Source organism: Rhodoferax sp. GT1R46 (assembly GCF_056521285.1).
The window spans coordinates 135,035-150,746 of the sequence record NZ_JBWMBC010000005.1 but is presented as its reverse complement, the minus strand read 5'-3'; the positions used below and the strand labels follow the sequence as shown (position 1 = coordinate 150,746).

Here is a 15,712-nt window from a genome sequence, read left to right as displayed (position 1 = left end):
AAATGTCAGCGCTGGACTTTTCGGGTGGCGTCCAACAGACCCTGGAGTCAATTATTTTTTAAACGCTTGCGGGAAAACACGGTGGAGAAAATCCCAGGGTTTTCTGCAGAAGCGACCAATCCATGCCAGCGCCAGGGTCTCCTTTTCGACCAGGTGCAATGTGTTCGTGACCCGCAAGGTACGAAATCGGATACCGCTGGCCCAGTGCGGGACACAGGGCTTGCAGTGCTTCGTATTGCGCGGACTCAAATATGCCTCCCTCCAGGCCCTCAAGCTCAATGCCTATGGAGTCGTTGTTGCAGTCATTGCGCCCTCGGTAGTGCGATGCGCCTGCGTGCCAGGCACGGTCATCACAACTGACGAACTGCCATACCTCGCCTCCGCGCTGAATGTAGAAGTGGGCAGATACCTCCATGCCTTCTATCTGTTTGAAGTAGGGGTGCTGTTCCCAGTCGAGTTGGTTCGTAAATAGCTCATGAACCTGATTGCCGCCGTAGACGCCAGGCGGCAGGCTGATGGAGTGCAGCACGATAAGGTCTATGTGGGCCTTTGTTGGGCGGGGGCCGAAGTTGGGCGATGGCACCCGGTGCGCAAAGCGGTACCACCCGCCATCCCAAAGTCCAGGATTTAAAAGATGTTTGTCAGGCATCGGGGTCTTCGTCCCGGGGTGCATCGATTTTTAGCCGCGCTATCCGGTAGCGGATTTGCCTGAGGCTCAAGCCCAAGCGAGAGGCTGCCAGGGTGCGGTTGAAACTGGTCTCTTTCAGTGTCTTGACCAGGATGTCGCGCTCCTGCTGATCCAGGTGGCTTTGCAGATCCGTGGGCAGGGGCGAGTCCGTCGGTGCGAGGCGCGCGGGCGACGTGACGGTTTCCAGCGGCATGGTTCCACTGATGGGTGTCTGCAGGTCATCAAAATGAAGCTCGTCGCCCTCACACAGGGCAACGGCGCGGTGCAACAGATTTTCAAGTTCTCGGACGTTGCCGTTGAGCGGCAGCATCGCAAGCTGTTCGATGCTGCTTGGGGCCAGTCGCGGTGCGGGCATCCCCGATTCCTGAGCGATTCGCGCAAGCAGCGCCTCGCACAATGCGGGAAGGTCTTCGCGACGTTCACGCAACGGGGGAATAACTATGTCAATGACGTTCAGCCGGTAGAAGAGATCCTGCCGGAACCGACCCGCATGCACTTCCTCGGGGAGGTCCTTGTGTGTGGCACTGATGATGCGCACATCAACTGACTCCTCTTGGTTGGAGCCCACTGCCCGCACGCAGCGCTCCTGGATGGCGCGAAGTAGTTTCGACTGCATGGCCAATGGCAGATCCCCAATCTCATCCAGAAACAGTGTCCCTCCGGTCGCGGCCTGGAAAAAACCTTGCCGATCTTGGGTCGACCCGGTGTAGGCGCCCTTCTTCGCGCCAAAAAACTCGGTCTCCAGCAGGTTTTCCGGTATCGCACTGCAATTCACCGCGATCCAGGGCCCTGCCGCCCGGTGGCTGTTGGCATGCAATGCGGACGCGACCAGTTCTTTGCCGGTGCCCGACTCGCCGCGTATCAAGACAGGAGCCATGCTGCGAGCAACCTTGACGATCCGGTCCTTCACGCTGCGCATGACAGCAGAGTCACCGGCCAACTTCGACAGGGTCAACTGGCCGGCAGAGGTTGAGGGCGATGATTCAGACCACCTGGCGTCCGTAGCCCGGCGCGCCGGACCACTGTGCGGCGCTGTACCCTGGACTGCAGAAGCAATTGCCGATCTGAATTGTTTCAAATCCACTGGCTTGGTGAGGTAGTCGAAAGCGCCGGCCTTTAACGATTCCACCGCGTTTTCTGCCGAACCGTAGGCCGTTATCACGATGCAGCGCTCCGCCCGCTGTTGCGTCTTCATGCTGGACAATATTTCAATCCCCAGTCCGTCAGGTAAGCGCATGTCGGTAATAACTACGTCAAAACGTCGCGTGTTGAGCAGTTGCCAGGCATCCTGCAGGCTGCCCGCGGTTTCCACCCGGTAGCCTTCGCGCAACAGCGTCAGCTCATACAGAGTTCGCAGATCGGGCTCGTCGTCGATCACCAGAATCTGGGCGTTGCTCAATACAGTGTGGTTTGCCATGGTGTCGCATTAGTTTCCGTCAAAGCGGCGTTGCCTTGTGCGTCGGTGCGCAGGAACGTGATTACAAACTCATTGCCACCTGTCTGGTGGTCATCGGTTTTTCGGGTAGTGCGCTGGTAAATCAGGGACGCGCCATGCCCTCCGCAGAGTTCCCTGCAAATGTAGAGCCCCAGACCGCTGGAGCGGCTCTCCGATGAGAAAAAGGGTTCAAACAAGTGGCGTTCCACGGACTGCTCCATGGCGGCGCCGTCACTCCAGACAGAAATGCCAGTATGCTGTGAATCAACCAGGAGCCTGCTGACCTGGATGGAGTCGGGCTTACCGCTGGCATATCGCAGTGCATTGTCCAGTAGATTGACCAACACCCGACGCAAGTGATCGTCATCAAAGCGGACGTTGGCTTCTGGATCGAGCAAATGGATGCCCATTTGCCTCTGGCTGCCGTTTTGCCCCGCCCAATCAGTGCAAATGCGCTGAATCGACTCGTTCAGTGCAAGTGTTGTGTGCGGATTGTCGTGGGGTTGTGCTCTTGATACATTGAGGATGTCATCCACGATTTTTGCAAGTCGTTTGGCGTTCTGGCTCACCATCACGGTCAATCGCTTGTGTCTGGGATCGGTGAGGTCTTCGTCGAGCAGCGCATTGGCCTGCGCAATGGCGGCCAGGGGATTGCGGATTTCGTGTGCCACTGCGGCAGACAAGCGGCCCATGCTGGCGAGTTTTTCCGTGCGCATGCGCGCCTCCAGTTCGCGTTGATCCTCCAGAAAGAGCACGCACAGGCTTTCGCCACTGCTGCCGTGCGGCGCAGCAAGACGGGTGCGCGCATGCAATCGGCGCGGACCATGGGCCAAGTGATGAATGACCACATCCTGTTCCTGGCTCTGGTGGGTTCCGACCGTCAAGCGCGTCAACTTCAGCAGAGGAAGCCAGCCTGCTTCGTCTTTCAGGTCAAAAACATTCGCGTGCGAGGCTCGCTCGGAAGCAAGTAGCTGCCGCGCTGCGGGGTTGGCAGCGCGCACACGACCCTTGTCATCCACAACCAGTACGCCGTCCGGGAGTGACTCGATGACCAGTTCATTGACCTGACGCTGAATGGTTGCTGCGAGCTGGCTCTGGCGGGCGCGCTGTCCTTCGCTCGCCAATCGGGTGGAAAGCTGATTTCCCAGTAGCGCAATCACAAAGTAGCCTACTCCGCTGAGCGCGGCCTGTACAAAATACGGTGCGGCATCGGTCGGGGCCTGAACGTAGGCCCACAAGGTGCTTCCCAGTAAAACAACGGTCACTCCGGCTGCGGTACCCAGTGCCAGGCTCAGGGAGCCCAAAATGGACGCCAGCAGTATCGGAAGTGCGAAAAGGGGGGTGTAGTTAATGCTGTTGCCCTGCAACAGCTGCAACGCGGAAAATGCAACGACGTCCAGTCCCACCAGCGCCACCCAGGCGCGGTTGAACGACTCACCCAGTGGCCGTGGCTTGATATATAGCCGGGCTGCCAACGTGCCCGCAAAATAGGCGGCACTGATGGCAATCAACAAAACGCTGTGGGATGTGCCGGTGGCAACTAATGCCGTTTGCAGCACCACCAGCACAAGTCCCAGAATGAGCCGGGCGGTCATGAAGCCCTGCCACAAACGGGTTAGTTCGTTCAAATCATCGGGCGTATCCGAAGGCCCTTTGATCCCGGCAGGATCAAACCATGAGTGTTGGTAGTCTGGCTCGCCCATTCAAGACTCTGTTTTTTGGCGGTGGGCTGCGCTGCAATAGGAACCTCTGGTGCCAAGCACCGCTTCGTTTGCGGGGATATGCACACCACACTGGGTACAACGAACCATGTCCTGCGGGATCGCAGAGGCGGGCTTTTTTCGCGAAACATCGCGTTGCGCGGTTGAGCGTGACGAGCGCCAGCGCCACGCCAGCAACAACACCACCAGAAAAATCAGCAGGTACTTCATGGTGTACGCCCCAGTACGATTTCCATCACAAAGCGCGAGCCCACATACGCCAGAAGTAAAAGCGCAGAGCCGATGTAGAGCACATTCACGGCCCGTTTGCCGCGCCATCCGAAAGCGGCCCGCCCGATGAGCAGCACCGCAAAAGTGATCCATGCCAGCACGGAGAAAACTGTCTTGTGGTCCCAGCGCCACGCGTGGCCATGGCCATACAGCGAGTCGCCAAACAAGAACCCTGCAAGCAAAGTGGCGCTGAGCAGAACAAAGCCTGCGCCCACAAAACGGTAGGTCAGTCGCTCCAGTGTTAACAGGGGTAAACCGCTTTGAGGATCTTCTGCATGGCGAATGCGAGCTTCGGCACGCGTCATGAACCAGGCATGCACAACCGCGATACCGAACAGTCCGTAGCAGGCCACGCCAAATGCAAGATGCAGGGCCAGCCAGGCTGATGCGGTGGCGGGCATGGGGCTGCCAGGAAACAGAAGCGCTACCAGCACGGCCAATGCACCCAGCGCGCACAAGGTCCACCGGGTTGGAAGTTGTGGGTAGATCTGGCTCTCTACGGCATAGACGGCCGCCACCAGCCAGGCGGTGACTGACATGGCGGGTGCAAAACCAAAGTGCGGTTGCTCTCCAAAGAGCGTCCAGGCCAGCATGGCGCCATGCAGCAGCCAAGCCACAGCTACCCACAGGCGCGCCGATCGCTGGCTGAGGCGGTTGGCCAAGATTGCAGGCCACGCATAGGCTGCAGCGGCTGAAACCGACAAAATCAGGTGAATGGGGGACGCACTGGCTAAAATCATGGGTACAGTTTAGCGTTTCGCACCCTGCTGGCTCCGGCTGGCATTCACTTGAGATTCCGCGTACCGGAAACCTCCACCACTGGACCCACTATGGCCTCCGCTCTTTCCGACAAACTTTCCCGCCTCGTCAAGGAAATGCGAGGCCAGGCCCGCATCACCGAAACCAATGTGACCGACATGTTGCGCGAGGTGCGCATGGCCTTGCTGGAGGCCGACGTGGCCCTGCCCGTGGTGCGCGACTTCATTGCCCGCGTGAAAGAAAAAGCCCTGGGTCAGGAAGTACTGGGCTCCCTGCAGCCGGGGCAGGTGCTGGTGAGCATTGTCAGCAAGGAACTGGCGGCTACCATGGGCGAGGGTGTGAGTGACATCAACCTCGCCGCCCAGCCACCCGCGGTCATCCTGATGGCCGGTCTGCAAGGTGCGGGTAAAACCACCACCACGGGCAAGTTGGCCAAGCACCTGATCGAAAAGCGCAAAAAGAAAGTGCTGACGGTTTCGGGCGACGTGTACCGTCCTGCCGCCATCGAGCAGCTGAAAACCGTAACCGCGCAGGCTGGAGCGGAATGGTTCCCCAGCACGCCGGACCAAAAGCCGGTTGACATTGGATTGGCAGCCCTGGACTACGCGAAGAGGCACTTCTTTGACGTGCTACTGGTCGATACCGCGGGCCGTCTGGCCATTGATGAAGCGTTGATGCGCGAGATCAAGGACCTGCACACCGCCCTGAACCCGATTGAGACCCTGTTTGTGGTCGACGCCATGCAGGGCCAGGATGCGGTCAACACCGCCAAAGCGTTCAAGGAAGCCCTGCCACTGACGGGCATTATCCTGACCAAGCTGGATGGTGACTCTCGCGGCGGTGCGGCGCTGTCAGTACGCCAGGTTACCGGAGCGCCTATCAAGTTTGCCGGTACCAGCGAAAAACTCGATGGCCTCGAAGTGTTTGATGCCGAGCGCCACGCGGGACGCATCCTGGGTATGGGCGACATTCTGGCGTTGGTCGAGCAGGTCACCGCCGGTGTGGATATTCAGGCAGCTCAGCGGCTGGCGGCCAAGGTCAAGAGCGGTGCTGGCTTCGACTTGAACGATTTTTTGGCCCAGATTCAGCAGATGAAGCAAATGGGTGGCCTGTCCAGCCTGATGGATAAACTGCCTGCGTCCATGGCTGCCAAGGCGGGCAATGTGGACATGGACCGCGCCGAGAAGGACATCAAGCGCAAGGAAGGCATCATCCAGAGCATGACCCCGCTGGAGCGCTGCAAGCCCGAACTCATCAAAGCCACCCGCAAGCGCCGCATCGCCGCAGGTGCCGGTGTGCAGGTTCAGGAAGTGAACCGCATGCTCAAGGAGTTTGAGCAGATGCAGGACATGATGAAGAAGATGAAGGGCGGCGGCATGATGAAGATGATGAAACGCATTGGCGGCATGAAGGGCATGCCGAAGATGCCGTTCTAGTTCAGTCGCTTGAAATTTCTTTCAGTTGCTTGACGCGCAGGTACTCGGGCATTTGCAGGGTTTCTCGATCCCATTTCTCCAGTACGAGAATCTGCTCCATGCAATCCTGCAACTGACCGTGCGTTGCAGCCGCGGTTTGTGCAATCGTTTGGTGCACGGTGGATTCATTTTCAGAATCTTTCAGACAGTTCATTTGGTAGCGATAGAGTTCGCGCACTTTGCGAACGGCCTCTGCCACCTGCGCCGGGCAGGCGCACATGTAGATCAATCCTTCTGAAATGATCTGAGCCAGCTCGACGTCAGAAAAACGTTCTTCGTAAACCATGATTTTTCTACTTTTGACTGTGAGGTCCGCAATAAGTTGCGGCAACTTTCCAACGAGCAAAAGTGCACGTTGAACATGCCGAATTCAGCAAAGGTCAGTATGCGCTTTTTTGCGCTTCTTCAACCCGAACGGCAAAATCTCGGCCCGTAAGGACTTCCTGCATCAAGACTTCACCCCGCAGCGTATAGCTGCGGGTCTCGGTAATCTTCACATCGACCAGTTGCCCTACCAGGCGTGGCTGACCGATAAAGTTCACCACCCGGTTGCACTCGGTGCGTCCCATCAGTTCTCCCCCATCGCGTTTGGACGCGCCCTCCACCAGAATGCGCTGCACCGTTCCCAGACGGCTCTCGCTGATTCGGGTGATGTTCGCGTTGATGGCCGCTTGCAGCAGGTGCAGGCGGCGCAGCTTTTCTTCGTGCGGGGTATCGTCGTGCAGATTGGCTGCCGGCGTGCCGGGGCGGGGGCTGAAGATGAAGCTGAAACTGTTGTCAAAGCCGACGTCGTCGATCAGCTTCATCATCTTGCCAAAGTCGTCTTCGGTCTCGCCGGGGAAGCCGACAATAAAGTCCGAGCTCATGGCCATGTCGGGGCGAATGGCGCGCAGCTTGCGCACCGTGCTCTTGTATTCCATGGCGGTGTAGCCACGCTTCATGGCCATCAGGATGCGATCGCTGCCGTGCTGCACCGGCAGATGCAAATGGCTCACCAGTTTGGGGAGCTTGTCGTACGCGGCAATCAGCGAGGGTGTGAACTCGTTGGGGTGGCTGGTGGTGTAGCGGATGCGCTCAATGCCAGGGATGTCGGCCACGTATTCCAACAGGGTGGCAAAGTCGGCCATTTCAGCGGACAGCGCCGAGGCATCGCCAATCATTTTGGCGCGGTAGGCGTTGACGTTTTGCCCCAAGAGCGTGACTTCTTTCACGCCCTGGTCGGCCAGTCCAGCCACTTCCACCAGCACGTCTTCAAACGGGCGGCTCACCTCTTCGCCACGGGTGTAGGGCACCACGCAGTAGCTGCAGTATTTGGAGCAGCCTTCCATGATGCTCACAAAGGCTGACGCGCCGTCCACCTTGGCGGGTGGCAGATGGTCAAACTTTTCAATCTCGGGAAAGCTGATGTCCACCTGCGGGCGCTTTTGCAGCGCGCGCTGGTTCAGGAGTTCCGGCAGGCGGTGCAGGGTTTGCGGGCCAAAAACCACGTCCACATAGGGTGCGCGCTTGATGATCTCTGCCCCTTCCTGGCTGGCGACGCAGCCGCCCACGCCGATCAGCACGCCTTTTTTGGCCAGATGGCGCACACGCCCCAGGTCCGAGAAGACCTTTTCCTGCGCCTTCTCGCGCACCGAGCAGGTGTTGAACAAAATCAGGTCGGCCTCGTCTACATTTTGGGTGGACTCATAGCCCTGGGCTGCGTGCATGACGTCGACCATCTTGTCGGAGTCGTACTCGTTCATCTGGCAGCCGAAGGTTTTGATAAAGACTTTTTTGGACATGGTCAATCCTGACGAATTCTGAAATTTGCTATGAATTTAGTAGCTGCTTTCGCAGGTTCTACGGGGGCTAGAGCCCTAAACGCTTGAAATCTATGCTGGAGTGACGCGCTGGCGTCACCCGCCGGCCTCACGGGGCTTTGGGCAGCGGGAGCTTCGCTTCCGCTTCGGTCAGGATCCACACCTCGTGAATCAGGCCTTGCGGTTCACGCACATAGTTCACCAGCAGGTTCTGACCGACGATGGCGCCCGACATCACCAGCATGTTGTTCATATCCCGGATACGTGCACCGGGCGACAGGCGTTCGACCTTGCCGTCGATCACCAGATCAGGCGGATTGGTCACCTGCAGGGCACCACGCTTGACAGCCACGGGAAAAGGGCGAACCGTCAGTTGCGCGGCGGCGGGTGCCGACAGGCCGATCAAACCAGCTACTAGGCTGATGGCGATAGCCATGTTTGCGGCGGTCAGGCGCAGGGCAGGGCGGCTAGGGCAGCGATTCATGGTGTGTACCAGAGGCTGAGTGAAAGAAGGCGTAATTTTACAGCCGTCCGGTGACGCTCACTGCCGGGTGTGGCTGGCACAGTGGCGCAAGTGCGTGGCGCCCCGCAAGACTGCGTGCTTGGTGACGCGACCTGCCATACGGGTGCGCCACATGCGAAAGGACGACGGTTTCATCGTGCGCCGCATGAGCGCTACTACGGCCGACTCGTTCAGACCGAACTGGATCTCTATCGCTTCGAAAGCGGTACGGTCCTCCCAGGCCATTTCAACCACGCGGGAGATGTCGGCCGCGCTGAGCGCAGGGTTGGCAGAGTGCTTGATCATTTTCATGTTGCTGAATTCCACAAATAGGGGTCTTGGCTGGTCGGGCGGGTACCGCGGATGCGTGTCTGTCTCCACCATTCAGAAAAGCTCCGGCAGTAGGTGCTGACCGGTTCAAACAAGTCGGCTGTTGGCTGAGGGCCCGTGGCGCATTGTGGATGGGTGGTTTGCAGTAGCGTCTGCAGGCGTGCCAGTGCTGCGTCCATGTGGGGGTCGGGTTGCCAGTGCACGGATCGGGCACTTTGCAAAGCCTGGGCGATTTGTTCCACGCTGCCCCAATACAAAGGAAGCAATGGATTGGCTTGTGCCCTGAGCCCCCGGGCAACAAAGTCCCAGCGCAGTGGACTCCACGGGTTCTGTGTGTGGCAAGTCGCAATGCCGACCCCGATATGCAGCACGTCCGCAGGGAGCGTGGTGGGACCAGGGCCTAGCGACCACGGGTGATGCAACCAGACATCGCGGCCCGCCAGGTGTTGCAGGACCAGCGCGTCTGGCGCATCGTGTCCACCGAGCGTACCGAGCGCGCACCATAGCCCACTCGAATCTTCTCCTGAGCGGGTTTCCCAGGGTGACCCGAGCAGTTCCGGGGTGCTCACGCCATCATTTTCCCGGCGGGCGTCTTGGGGCAGACAAATCGGTTTTGTGCCGCGCGCCAACCTCTCCATGACCTCATAAGAAACATCGATGGCTGTGCCCGGGCTATGCCAGTGCGCGGGCGCGTATTTGGCAATATTTTCGGCGTTGAACAAATACGGCTTGCTGCTGCCGGTGCCAGCCACCCATTGCCAGCTCAAATGGTTGCTGGCATGGTCGCCATCCAGCAGATGGCCCAGCATCCACTGCGCGCCTGCGTGCCAGTGCACTTTGCGCAGGTGCACCAGGTAGCTGGCCAGCCACATGCGCGCATGGTTGTGGATGTAGCCTGTTTCATAGAGTTCACGCACGGCCAAATCCATGGCGGGGATGCCGGTGCGCGCTTCCAACACGTCCAAAGGTATTTCGCTCTGGTAGGCGCTGTCGGGTAGCAGCCCGGCGTGTAGCGATTGGTCAATACCGCCCTCCAAGTGTTCCCACACATGCCGGTAGTAGGCGCGCCAGCCCAGTTCAAACACCAGCTTGTGTTGGGGGTGTAGCGCATGGCGCGCGTGCACCGTGTTGTAGACCTCGCTCAGGCTCAACAGCCCGTGGGTGAGGTAGGGCGACAGCCGGGTGACTGCGCCATCCAGTGCGTTGCGGGTGCGGGCGTAGTCGTCGGGCCGCACGGCGTCCAAACGCAGCTGCGCTGCCTGCACCGTGGGTTCAAAGTGGGGCATGACAATGCGCAATCTTGTGTGTGTTGGCTTGGGCTTGGATGGCTTCGCGTGCAGGGCCGTCGAGCCGCGCCAGGTTTTTGAGCTGCATGGCCATGCGGGGGTTCTTCTTGAGGAGAGCTTCGTGGCGCATCAAAAAGTCCCAGTACAAGCTGGTATACGGGCAGGCCGTCTCGCCCGTCGATAGGGCCGGATCAAAACGGCAGCCTTTGCAGTGGTTGCTCATGCGCTGGATGTACTTGCCACTGGCCACGTAAGGCTTGCTGGCCATCAGGCCGCCATCGCCAAACTGGCCCATGCCCAGGGTGTTGGGCAACTCCACCCACTCCACCGCGTCCACGTAGACGCTCAGGTACCACTCGTGCACCGCCTGCGGTTTGACGCCCAGCAGCAAGGCATAGAGCCCGGTCACCATCAGGCGCTGGATGTGGTGGGCGTAGCCGTGTTCCAGCGTCTGGGTGATGGCGTCTTTCAGGCAAGCCATGTTGGTGTCGCCGGTCCAGTAAAACGCAGGCAATGCGGCCTGGGCATCCAGCGCGTTGCGCTCCAGGTAGCCGGGCATCTGTGTCCAGTAGATGCCGCGTACAAATTCACGCCAGCCCAAAATCTGGCGGATAAAGCCCTCCACCGCGGCCAGCGGCGCGTGCCCTGCGCGGTAAGCGTCTTCGGCAGCTTGCACCACTTCACGCGGGTTCAGCAGCTTGAGGTTCATGGCCGCCGACAGATGCGAGTGGTACAGCCAGGGCTCGCCCGACCACATGGCATCTTCATATTGTCCGAACAAGGGCAGGCGCTGGGCTATGAAGGTCTGCAATGCCACCAGCGCCTGGGCGCGCTCCACCGGCCAGCCGAAGGTGGCGAGCGTGCCCGGGTGCGCCGAGAAGCGGGTGTTCACCAGCGCCATCACCTCCAGCGTGATGGTGTCGGGCACGAAGCGCGTGGGCGGTGGCACGTTCACCGGGCCGGCCTTGCCAAACGATTCGCGGTTGTCCGCATCGAAGTTCCACTGGCCGCCTTCGGGCTCTTTGCCGGCCATCAAAATGCCGGTTTTTTGGCGCAGTTCGCGGTACCAGTACTCCAGTCGCAGCTGTTTTCTACCCTTGGCGTGCGCAGCAAAGTCGCGCACGGTGGTGAAAAAATGCCGGTCATCACGCAGGTCCAGCGGCAGGGCTGCAGCCAGGGCAACTGCACGAATGGCCTGCAAGACACGCCAGTCGCCCGGCGCTGTCATCACCAGCGCGACAGGTTCAAGCCGTGCAATGTCGGCTGCCAATACCAAACCCAGTGTGCCCGGGTTGTCGGGCGCATCCAGTGCGGTGTAGGCCAGCGGCCACTGCCGCGCCCGCAGGCTTTGCGCAAAGTGGCGCATGGCGCTCAGGAACACGGCAATGCGCTGTTTGGCAGACCACACGTGCTCCGATTCGTCGGCCACCTCGGCCATCCAAACAAGGTCCAGCGCAGGGTCGAAGCCATCGAAGGCGCTGGAGGTTTCATCGAGCTGGTCGCCCAGCACCAGAACGAGGTTACGGATCCTGCTCTCAGCCATTTTTCTGCTTCTCTTTTTTGTTGGTCCGGCAGGCATCGGAGCAGTACAGCACCGACTCCCAGTTTTTGGCCCAGGCTTTGCGCCAGGTCATGGTGCGGCCGCACACGGCGCACAGCTTGCTGGGCAGCGATTGCTTGTTGCCTTTGAAATCGTTTTTCATGTGCTGTCCGGCCCGAACAAGTCGCCTTGGGCAGAGGGCACGGTCTCGGTCTTTTTTGCAATGGGGCCGGTGCGCCGCCGGGTGGTTGGGGGCAAGCCGCTCTTGCGTGAACCGTGGCGCGCCAGCACGTGCCCGGCTTCCTGGTGTGCCTCTGCGGTGCTGCGCAGCCCATACATGCGGTCTTTGGCCGCCTTCATGGCGGTCTTGTCGTCCACCACGGGTGCGGGGTAGTCGTGCCCGATGAAGCAGCCCGCCATGCGTTGCACGGCAATGTCCATGGTCCAGGGGGCTGCCAGGTAGGGCAGGGGTACCCGCGCCAGCTCGGGCACCCAGCGGCGAATGAACAGACCCTGCGGGTCCTGGTCCTGCGCCTGCTTGGTGGGCGAGTACATGCGCAGGGTGTTGATGCCGGTGGTGCCGCTTTGCATCTGCATCTGGCTCCAGTGGATGCCGGGCTCAAAGTCGAGAAACTGGCGTGCCAGAAAAATACCGGTGGTGCGCCAGTGCAGCCAAAGGTGGTTGGACGCAAAGCTCACCAGCATGGCGCGCATGCGAAAGTTCAGCCAGCCGGTGGCGATGAGCGAACGCATGCAGGCATCCACCATCGGGTAGCCGGTGCGTCCTTCACACCAGCTTTTAAAAAGCGTGTCTTCCAACTCGCCAAAGGGCGCCGCGCCGCCTTGAATGTCGCCGGGGCGCAAGCCATCGCAGGCACGCGAAAAGTTCTGAAACTCGATGGCTGGCTCACTCTCCAGCTTCTGCATGAAATGGCAGTGCCAGCGCAGGCGGCTGGAAAAGCCTTTGAGTCCGTACGCCAAGGCGCGGTCTTCCGTGCGGGCCATGCTGACCTCGGTGGCCTGGTGCACCGTGCGCATCGACAGGGTGCCAAAGGCCAGGTGCGGGCTCAGGCGGCTGCAACCCGTCTCGGCGGTCAGTGGGCTTGACAGCGCCTTGCGGTAGTCGCGGCCTCGGCCCAGCAAGAAGGTCTTCAGTGTCTGGCGGGCGGCGCGCTCACCTGCGGCCTGCAGTGTTTTGCCGTGGGGCGCCAAACCCAGCGCGGCCAGGGTGGGAATGTCATCCACCGCCAAATCAGCGTGAAGGCTTTGCCCTGCGTTAAAGCTGCCTTGCAGCAGGTGCAGCGGGGCGTCCATACGGGCTTGCCAGCGGCCGGCCCACCCTTGGCGCGAGCGCAGCCGCCGCACGACGCCGGTTTGTGAAAACTCCTGCCAATTCACACCCGTGCCTTGGCACCACTTTGCGACTTGCACGTCGCGGGCGTAGCTCCAGCCAGAGCCGGTTTCTTCGTGGCTCAGCACATGGGTGAACGCATACTGCGCCTGCAAGGCCTGAAAGACCGGCAATATGGAGCCCACCCGCACCAGCAGCGGCACACCGCGCTGGGCAAGCGCTTCGCGCAATTCTGCAAGGCAAGTCAGGCAGGTTTCCACATGGCTGGCATCGCACTCGGGACTCTGCAGCCATTCCGGCTCGACGACAAAAATGCCGACGGTGGCGTCCAAGCTTTGGGCAGCAAGCAGCGGCGCGTGGTCGTGCACCCGCAAATCACGTTTAAACCACACCAGCGCGCGCGTTTTCATCATGCGCCTGACTCTACCAAGCGAGCCGACTCCGCGCTGAGTGCGGGTGCATTGACCTTCAAGCAGCGGGCAAGCCGCGTGACCTCATGCGCCCTTGCATCGGCGGCGCAGAAACTGCCCGGCCACGAAGATGTCCTTTTCCACCGCGCTGCGAACGCCTGCGCTGTCGCGCCGTTCCAGCGCGCGCATCAGATCGGTGTGGGCATCATCTAAAACGCGGGAGGCCTCGGGGCTGTCGAACAGCTGGTTGGAGATGGGCCCCGCTTTGAGCCACAGCGTGTCAATCAACTCGAACAGCAAGGGCGAGCCGGCCGCGCGGTACAGCAGCACATGAAAATCTTCATTGGCCGCCAGGTAGTCGGTGGCATCGTTGGCGGCTAGCGCCCGGCCCATGCGTTCGCACAGGGCGGCCAGCGTGCCGATTTGCGCGGCATCAAGGCGCAGGCAGCCGCGCTCAGCCGCCTCGCCTTCGAGCAGCATGCGCATCTGCAGCAGGTCATCGAACTCGGGTACGGACAATCTGGGCACGGTCACGCCGGCATTGGGCACGTTGATCAGTGCACCTTCCGCGGCCAGGCGCTGCAGTGCGGCACGCACGGGCATTTGGCCCACGCCCATGGCGGCGGCCACCGTGCGGATTTTGAGCCGCTCGCCGGGGAGGAAGCGGCCGACCGTGATCCACTGGCGCAAGGTGGCGTAGGTGCCGTCCTGCTGGGTGCTGGTGGGTACGGGCATTGGCGAAGTGGTTTTGCTCATGCGGTGGTGTTGCTTGTGAGCTCTTGCAGTGCCGCGTCAAAGGCCTGCAGCAAGCGCTGCACGTCGGCAAACGTGGTGTCAGGGCAGACCAGCATCATGTTGTGAAAGGGGGTGATGAGCACCTCGCGGTTGAACAGGTAAAGGTGAATGGCGTGCTCCAGTTCGGGGTCCATGGCCTTACCGGCCTCGGTGCCATTGACGGGGGCAACGGTACAAAACTGAAACTCGACGCGCGCACCTACCTGAGTGACACACCAAGGCACTCCATGCCCGGTGATTGCGTGACGCAGGCCCTCGCTCAGATGACTGGCCAGCGCGAGCATGGGGGCGTATACGGAAGGCGTCATCAGTTGCGTCAGTGTGGCGCGCATGGCGGTCATGGCGAGCAGATTGGCGGTGAGCGTGGTGCCAATGCCGGAGTGTCCCGGTGGGGCCTTGCGCTTGGCCGCTTCCGCCCGCGCGGCCAGTTCGCTGCTGAATCCATAGGCGGCGCAGGGCATGCCGCCGCCCAGCGGTTTGCCCACCACCACTGCATCCGGCGCCAGGTCGTTGGCACGCGCGTAACCGCCTGGCCCGCTGCTGATGGTATGGGTCTCGTCCAGCACCAGCAGGCTGCCGTGGCGGTGGATCAGTTCAATAGCGGCTTCCCAAAAGCCGGGGCGCGGCAGCACCATGCCGATGTTGGTCATCACCGGCTCGGCCAGTACGCAGGCCACGTCACCGGGGGCCAGAGCGGCTTCCAGTGCCGCCAGGTCGTTGAACTCGATGACGCGCGTGGTCTGCGTCAGGTCCTGCACCTGCCCCAGCAGGCTGTCGCGCTGCACGGCCTGCCCTTCCACCAGGTCCACAAACACATCGTCCACCGTGCCGTGGTAGCACCCGTTGAACACCAGCAGCACCTTGCGTTGCGTGGCCGCGCGGACCCATCGCAATACAAATCGGTTGGCGTCGGTGGCCGTCATCGCGAACTGCCATTGGGGCAGGCCAAAGCGCTCGGCCAGCGTCTCGGCCACGACTGCGGCATCTTCGTTGGCCAGCATCGTGGTATAGCCACGGCTGGACTGGGCGCGCAAGGCTTGCGCCACCACGTCGGGGGAATGGCCAAACATGGCGCCGGTGTCGCCCAGGCAAAAGTCGGCCAACTCGTGGCCGTCCACGTCCGTCAGGTGCGCGCCCTGGGCGCTGGCCACCTGCAGGGCAAACGGGGTGCCCCAGTCGTTCATCCAGTGCAGGGGCACACCAAACATCAGGTGGTGGGCCGCGCGCTGCGCCTGGGCTTTGGACTTCGGATTGCGTTGAATGTAGGTGTCACGCTCCCGCTCGGCGAGCGCACGCACGCGCTCGGGATCGATGCCGGTGGCAGGCAAGGGCAAGCTGGAAGGATTCATGG

The 15,712-nt window shown here is 60.9% G+C and carries 16 protein-coding genes; 1 reads left to right on the top strand and 15 read right to left on the bottom strand.

All coding sequences use genetic code 11. From position 1 onward, the window contains the following. Positions 1 to 58 precede the first annotated feature (58 nt). The 5 genes from ampD to AC097W_RS12750 are packed head-to-tail and all read right to left on the bottom strand — an operon-like array spanning position 59 to position 4,854. Positions 59 to 649, bottom strand: coding sequence for a 1,6-anhydro-N-acetylmuramyl-L-alanine amidase AmpD (gene ampD / locus AC097W_RS12770; RefSeq protein ID WP_479602943.1), 591 nt, complete (start codon positions 647 to 649; stop codon positions 59 to 61). Continuing rightward, positions 642 to 2,105 (bottom strand): sigma-54-dependent transcriptional regulator, encoded by a 1,464-nt coding sequence (locus AC097W_RS12765; RefSeq protein ID WP_479602942.1) that lies wholly within the window; start codon positions 2,103 to 2,105, stop codon positions 642 to 644. The genes ampD and AC097W_RS12765 overlap by 8 nt, the downstream gene beginning before the upstream one ends. Beyond that, complete coding sequence (locus AC097W_RS12760) at positions 2,084 to 3,826, bottom strand: two-component system sensor histidine kinase NtrB (RefSeq protein WP_479602941.1); 1,743 nt, start codon at positions 3,824 to 3,826, stop codon at positions 2,084 to 2,086. Before AC097W_RS12760 ends, AC097W_RS12765 begins: the two co-directional genes overlap by 22 nt. Beyond that, positions 3,827 to 4,054: a PP0621 family protein gene (locus AC097W_RS12755; RefSeq protein WP_479602940.1), complete on the bottom strand. Its 228-nt coding sequence runs from the start codon at positions 4,052 to 4,054 to the stop codon at positions 3,827 to 3,829. After that, entirely contained in the window at positions 4,051 to 4,854 is an 804-nt protein-coding gene (locus AC097W_RS12750) for a cytochrome C assembly family protein (RefSeq protein WP_479602939.1), read from the bottom strand. The genes AC097W_RS12755 and AC097W_RS12750 overlap by 4 nt, the downstream gene beginning before the upstream one ends. Positions 4,855 to 4,944: 90 nt before the next feature. On the opposite strand from AC097W_RS12750, the gene ffh reads away from it, so the two are divergent. Beyond that, positions 4,945 to 6,309 (top strand): signal recognition particle protein, encoded by a 1,365-nt coding sequence (ffh, locus tag AC097W_RS12745; protein WP_479602938.1) that lies wholly within the window; start codon positions 4,945 to 4,947, stop codon positions 6,307 to 6,309. 1 nt (position 6,310) lies between these two features. Here the strand turns inward: ffh and AC097W_RS12740 are convergent, their stop codons facing one another. The 10 genes from AC097W_RS12740 to AC097W_RS12695 all read right to left on the bottom strand — a co-directional run bounded on the left by AC097W_RS12740 (position 6,311) and on the right by AC097W_RS12695 (position 15,710). Beyond that, on the bottom strand, positions 6,311 to 6,634 hold the full coding sequence (locus tag AC097W_RS12740; protein ID WP_479602937.1) for a hypothetical protein: 324 nt from the start codon (positions 6,632 to 6,634) through the stop codon (positions 6,311 to 6,313). A gap of 94 nt (positions 6,635 to 6,728) precedes the next feature. Then, positions 6,729 to 8,129 (bottom strand): tRNA (N6-isopentenyl adenosine(37)-C2)-methylthiotransferase MiaB, encoded by a 1,401-nt coding sequence (gene miaB / locus AC097W_RS12735; protein ID WP_479602936.1) that lies wholly within the window; start codon positions 8,127 to 8,129, stop codon positions 6,729 to 6,731. A gap of 127 nt (positions 8,130 to 8,256) precedes the next feature. Then, positions 8,257 to 8,631 (bottom strand): hypothetical protein, encoded by a 375-nt coding sequence (locus AC097W_RS12730; protein WP_479602935.1) that lies wholly within the window; start codon positions 8,629 to 8,631, stop codon positions 8,257 to 8,259. 57 nt (positions 8,632 to 8,688) lie between these two features. Next, positions 8,689 to 8,961 (bottom strand): TIGR03643 family protein, encoded by a 273-nt coding sequence (locus tag AC097W_RS12725; RefSeq protein WP_479602934.1) that lies wholly within the window; start codon positions 8,959 to 8,961, stop codon positions 8,689 to 8,691. After that, positions 8,958 to 10,265, bottom strand: a complete 1,308-nt coding sequence (locus AC097W_RS12720; protein ID WP_479602933.1) for an FAD-binding domain-containing protein — start codon at positions 10,263 to 10,265, stop codon at positions 8,958 to 8,960. Before AC097W_RS12720 ends, AC097W_RS12725 begins: the two co-directional genes overlap by 4 nt. Then, on the bottom strand, positions 10,252 to 11,808 hold the full coding sequence (locus tag AC097W_RS12715) for a cryptochrome/photolyase family protein (protein ID WP_479602932.1): 1,557 nt from the start codon (positions 11,806 to 11,808) through the stop codon (positions 10,252 to 10,254). Before AC097W_RS12715 ends, AC097W_RS12720 begins: the two co-directional genes overlap by 14 nt. Further along, a complete protein-coding gene (locus AC097W_RS12710) occupies positions 11,801 to 11,968 on the bottom strand; it encodes a DUF2256 domain-containing protein (protein WP_479602931.1) in 168 nt (55 codons plus the stop codon). The genes AC097W_RS12715 and AC097W_RS12710 overlap by 8 nt, the downstream gene beginning before the upstream one ends. Beyond that, positions 11,965 to 13,569 (bottom strand): cryptochrome/deoxyribodipyrimidine photo-lyase family protein, encoded by a 1,605-nt coding sequence (locus AC097W_RS12705; protein ID WP_479602930.1) that lies wholly within the window; start codon positions 13,567 to 13,569, stop codon positions 11,965 to 11,967. Before AC097W_RS12705 ends, AC097W_RS12710 begins: the two co-directional genes overlap by 4 nt. Positions 13,570 to 13,650: 81 nt before the next feature. Then, on the bottom strand, positions 13,651 to 14,322 hold the full coding sequence (locus AC097W_RS12700; protein ID WP_479602929.1) for a GntR family transcriptional regulator: 672 nt from the start codon (positions 14,320 to 14,322) through the stop codon (positions 13,651 to 13,653). Beyond that, complete coding sequence (locus tag AC097W_RS12695) at positions 14,319 to 15,710, bottom strand: aspartate aminotransferase family protein (RefSeq protein ID WP_479602928.1); 1,392 nt, start codon at positions 15,708 to 15,710, stop codon at positions 14,319 to 14,321. The genes AC097W_RS12700 and AC097W_RS12695 overlap by 4 nt, the downstream gene beginning before the upstream one ends. Between the last annotated feature and the right edge of the window lie 2 nt (positions 15,711 to 15,712).

Excerpts from the sequence above, each read along its gene's own strand:
- AC097W_RS12755 (WP_479602940.1), bottom strand. The coding sequence starts at position 4,054 with ATGAAGTACCTGCTGATTTTTCTGGTGGTGTTGTTGCTGGCGTGGCGC.
- AC097W_RS12700 (WP_479602929.1), bottom strand. The coding sequence starts at position 14,322 with ATGAGCAAAACCACTTCGCCAATGCCCGTACCCACCAGCACCCAGCAG.
- AC097W_RS12750 (WP_479602939.1), bottom strand. The coding sequence starts at position 4,854 with ATGATTTTAGCCAGTGCGTCCCCCATTCACCTGATTTTGTCGGTTTCA.
- AC097W_RS12715 (WP_479602932.1), bottom strand. The coding sequence starts at position 11,808 with ATGGCTGAGAGCAGGATCCGTAACCTCGTTCTGGTGCTGGGCGACCAG.
- ampD (WP_479602943.1), bottom strand. The coding sequence starts at position 649 with ATGCCTGACAAACATCTTTTAAATCCTGGACTTTGGGATGGCGGGTGG.
- AC097W_RS12710 (WP_479602931.1), bottom strand. The coding sequence starts at position 11,968 with ATGAAAAACGATTTCAAAGGCAACAAGCAATCGCTGCCCAGCAAGCTG.
- AC097W_RS12725 (WP_479602934.1), bottom strand. The coding sequence starts at position 8,961 with ATGAAAATGATCAAGCACTCTGCCAACCCTGCGCTCAGCGCGGCCGAC.
- miaB (WP_479602936.1), bottom strand. The coding sequence starts at position 8,129 with ATGTCCAAAAAAGTCTTTATCAAAACCTTCGGCTGCCAGATGAACGAG.
- AC097W_RS12695 (WP_479602928.1), bottom strand. The coding sequence starts at position 15,710 with ATGAATCCTTCCAGCTTGCCCTTGCCTGCCACCGGCATCGATCCCGAG.
- AC097W_RS12760 (WP_479602941.1), bottom strand. The coding sequence starts at position 3,826 with ATGGGCGAGCCAGACTACCAACACTCATGGTTTGATCCTGCCGGGATC.
- AC097W_RS12740 (WP_479602937.1), bottom strand. The coding sequence starts at position 6,634 with ATGGTTTACGAAGAACGTTTTTCTGACGTCGAGCTGGCTCAGATCATT.
- AC097W_RS12765 (WP_479602942.1), bottom strand. The coding sequence starts at position 2,105 with ATGGCAAACCACACTGTATTGAGCAACGCCCAGATTCTGGTGATCGAC.
- AC097W_RS12730 (WP_479602935.1), bottom strand. The coding sequence starts at position 8,631 with ATGAATCGCTGCCCTAGCCGCCCTGCCCTGCGCCTGACCGCCGCAAAC.
- AC097W_RS12705 (WP_479602930.1), bottom strand. The coding sequence starts at position 13,569 with ATGATGAAAACGCGCGCGCTGGTGTGGTTTAAACGTGATTTGCGGGTG.
- AC097W_RS12720 (WP_479602933.1), bottom strand. The coding sequence starts at position 10,265 with ATGCCCCACTTTGAACCCACGGTGCAGGCAGCGCAGCTGCGTTTGGAC.
- ffh (WP_479602938.1), top strand. The coding sequence starts at position 4,945 with ATGGCCTCCGCTCTTTCCGACAAACTTTCCCGCCTCGTCAAGGAAATG.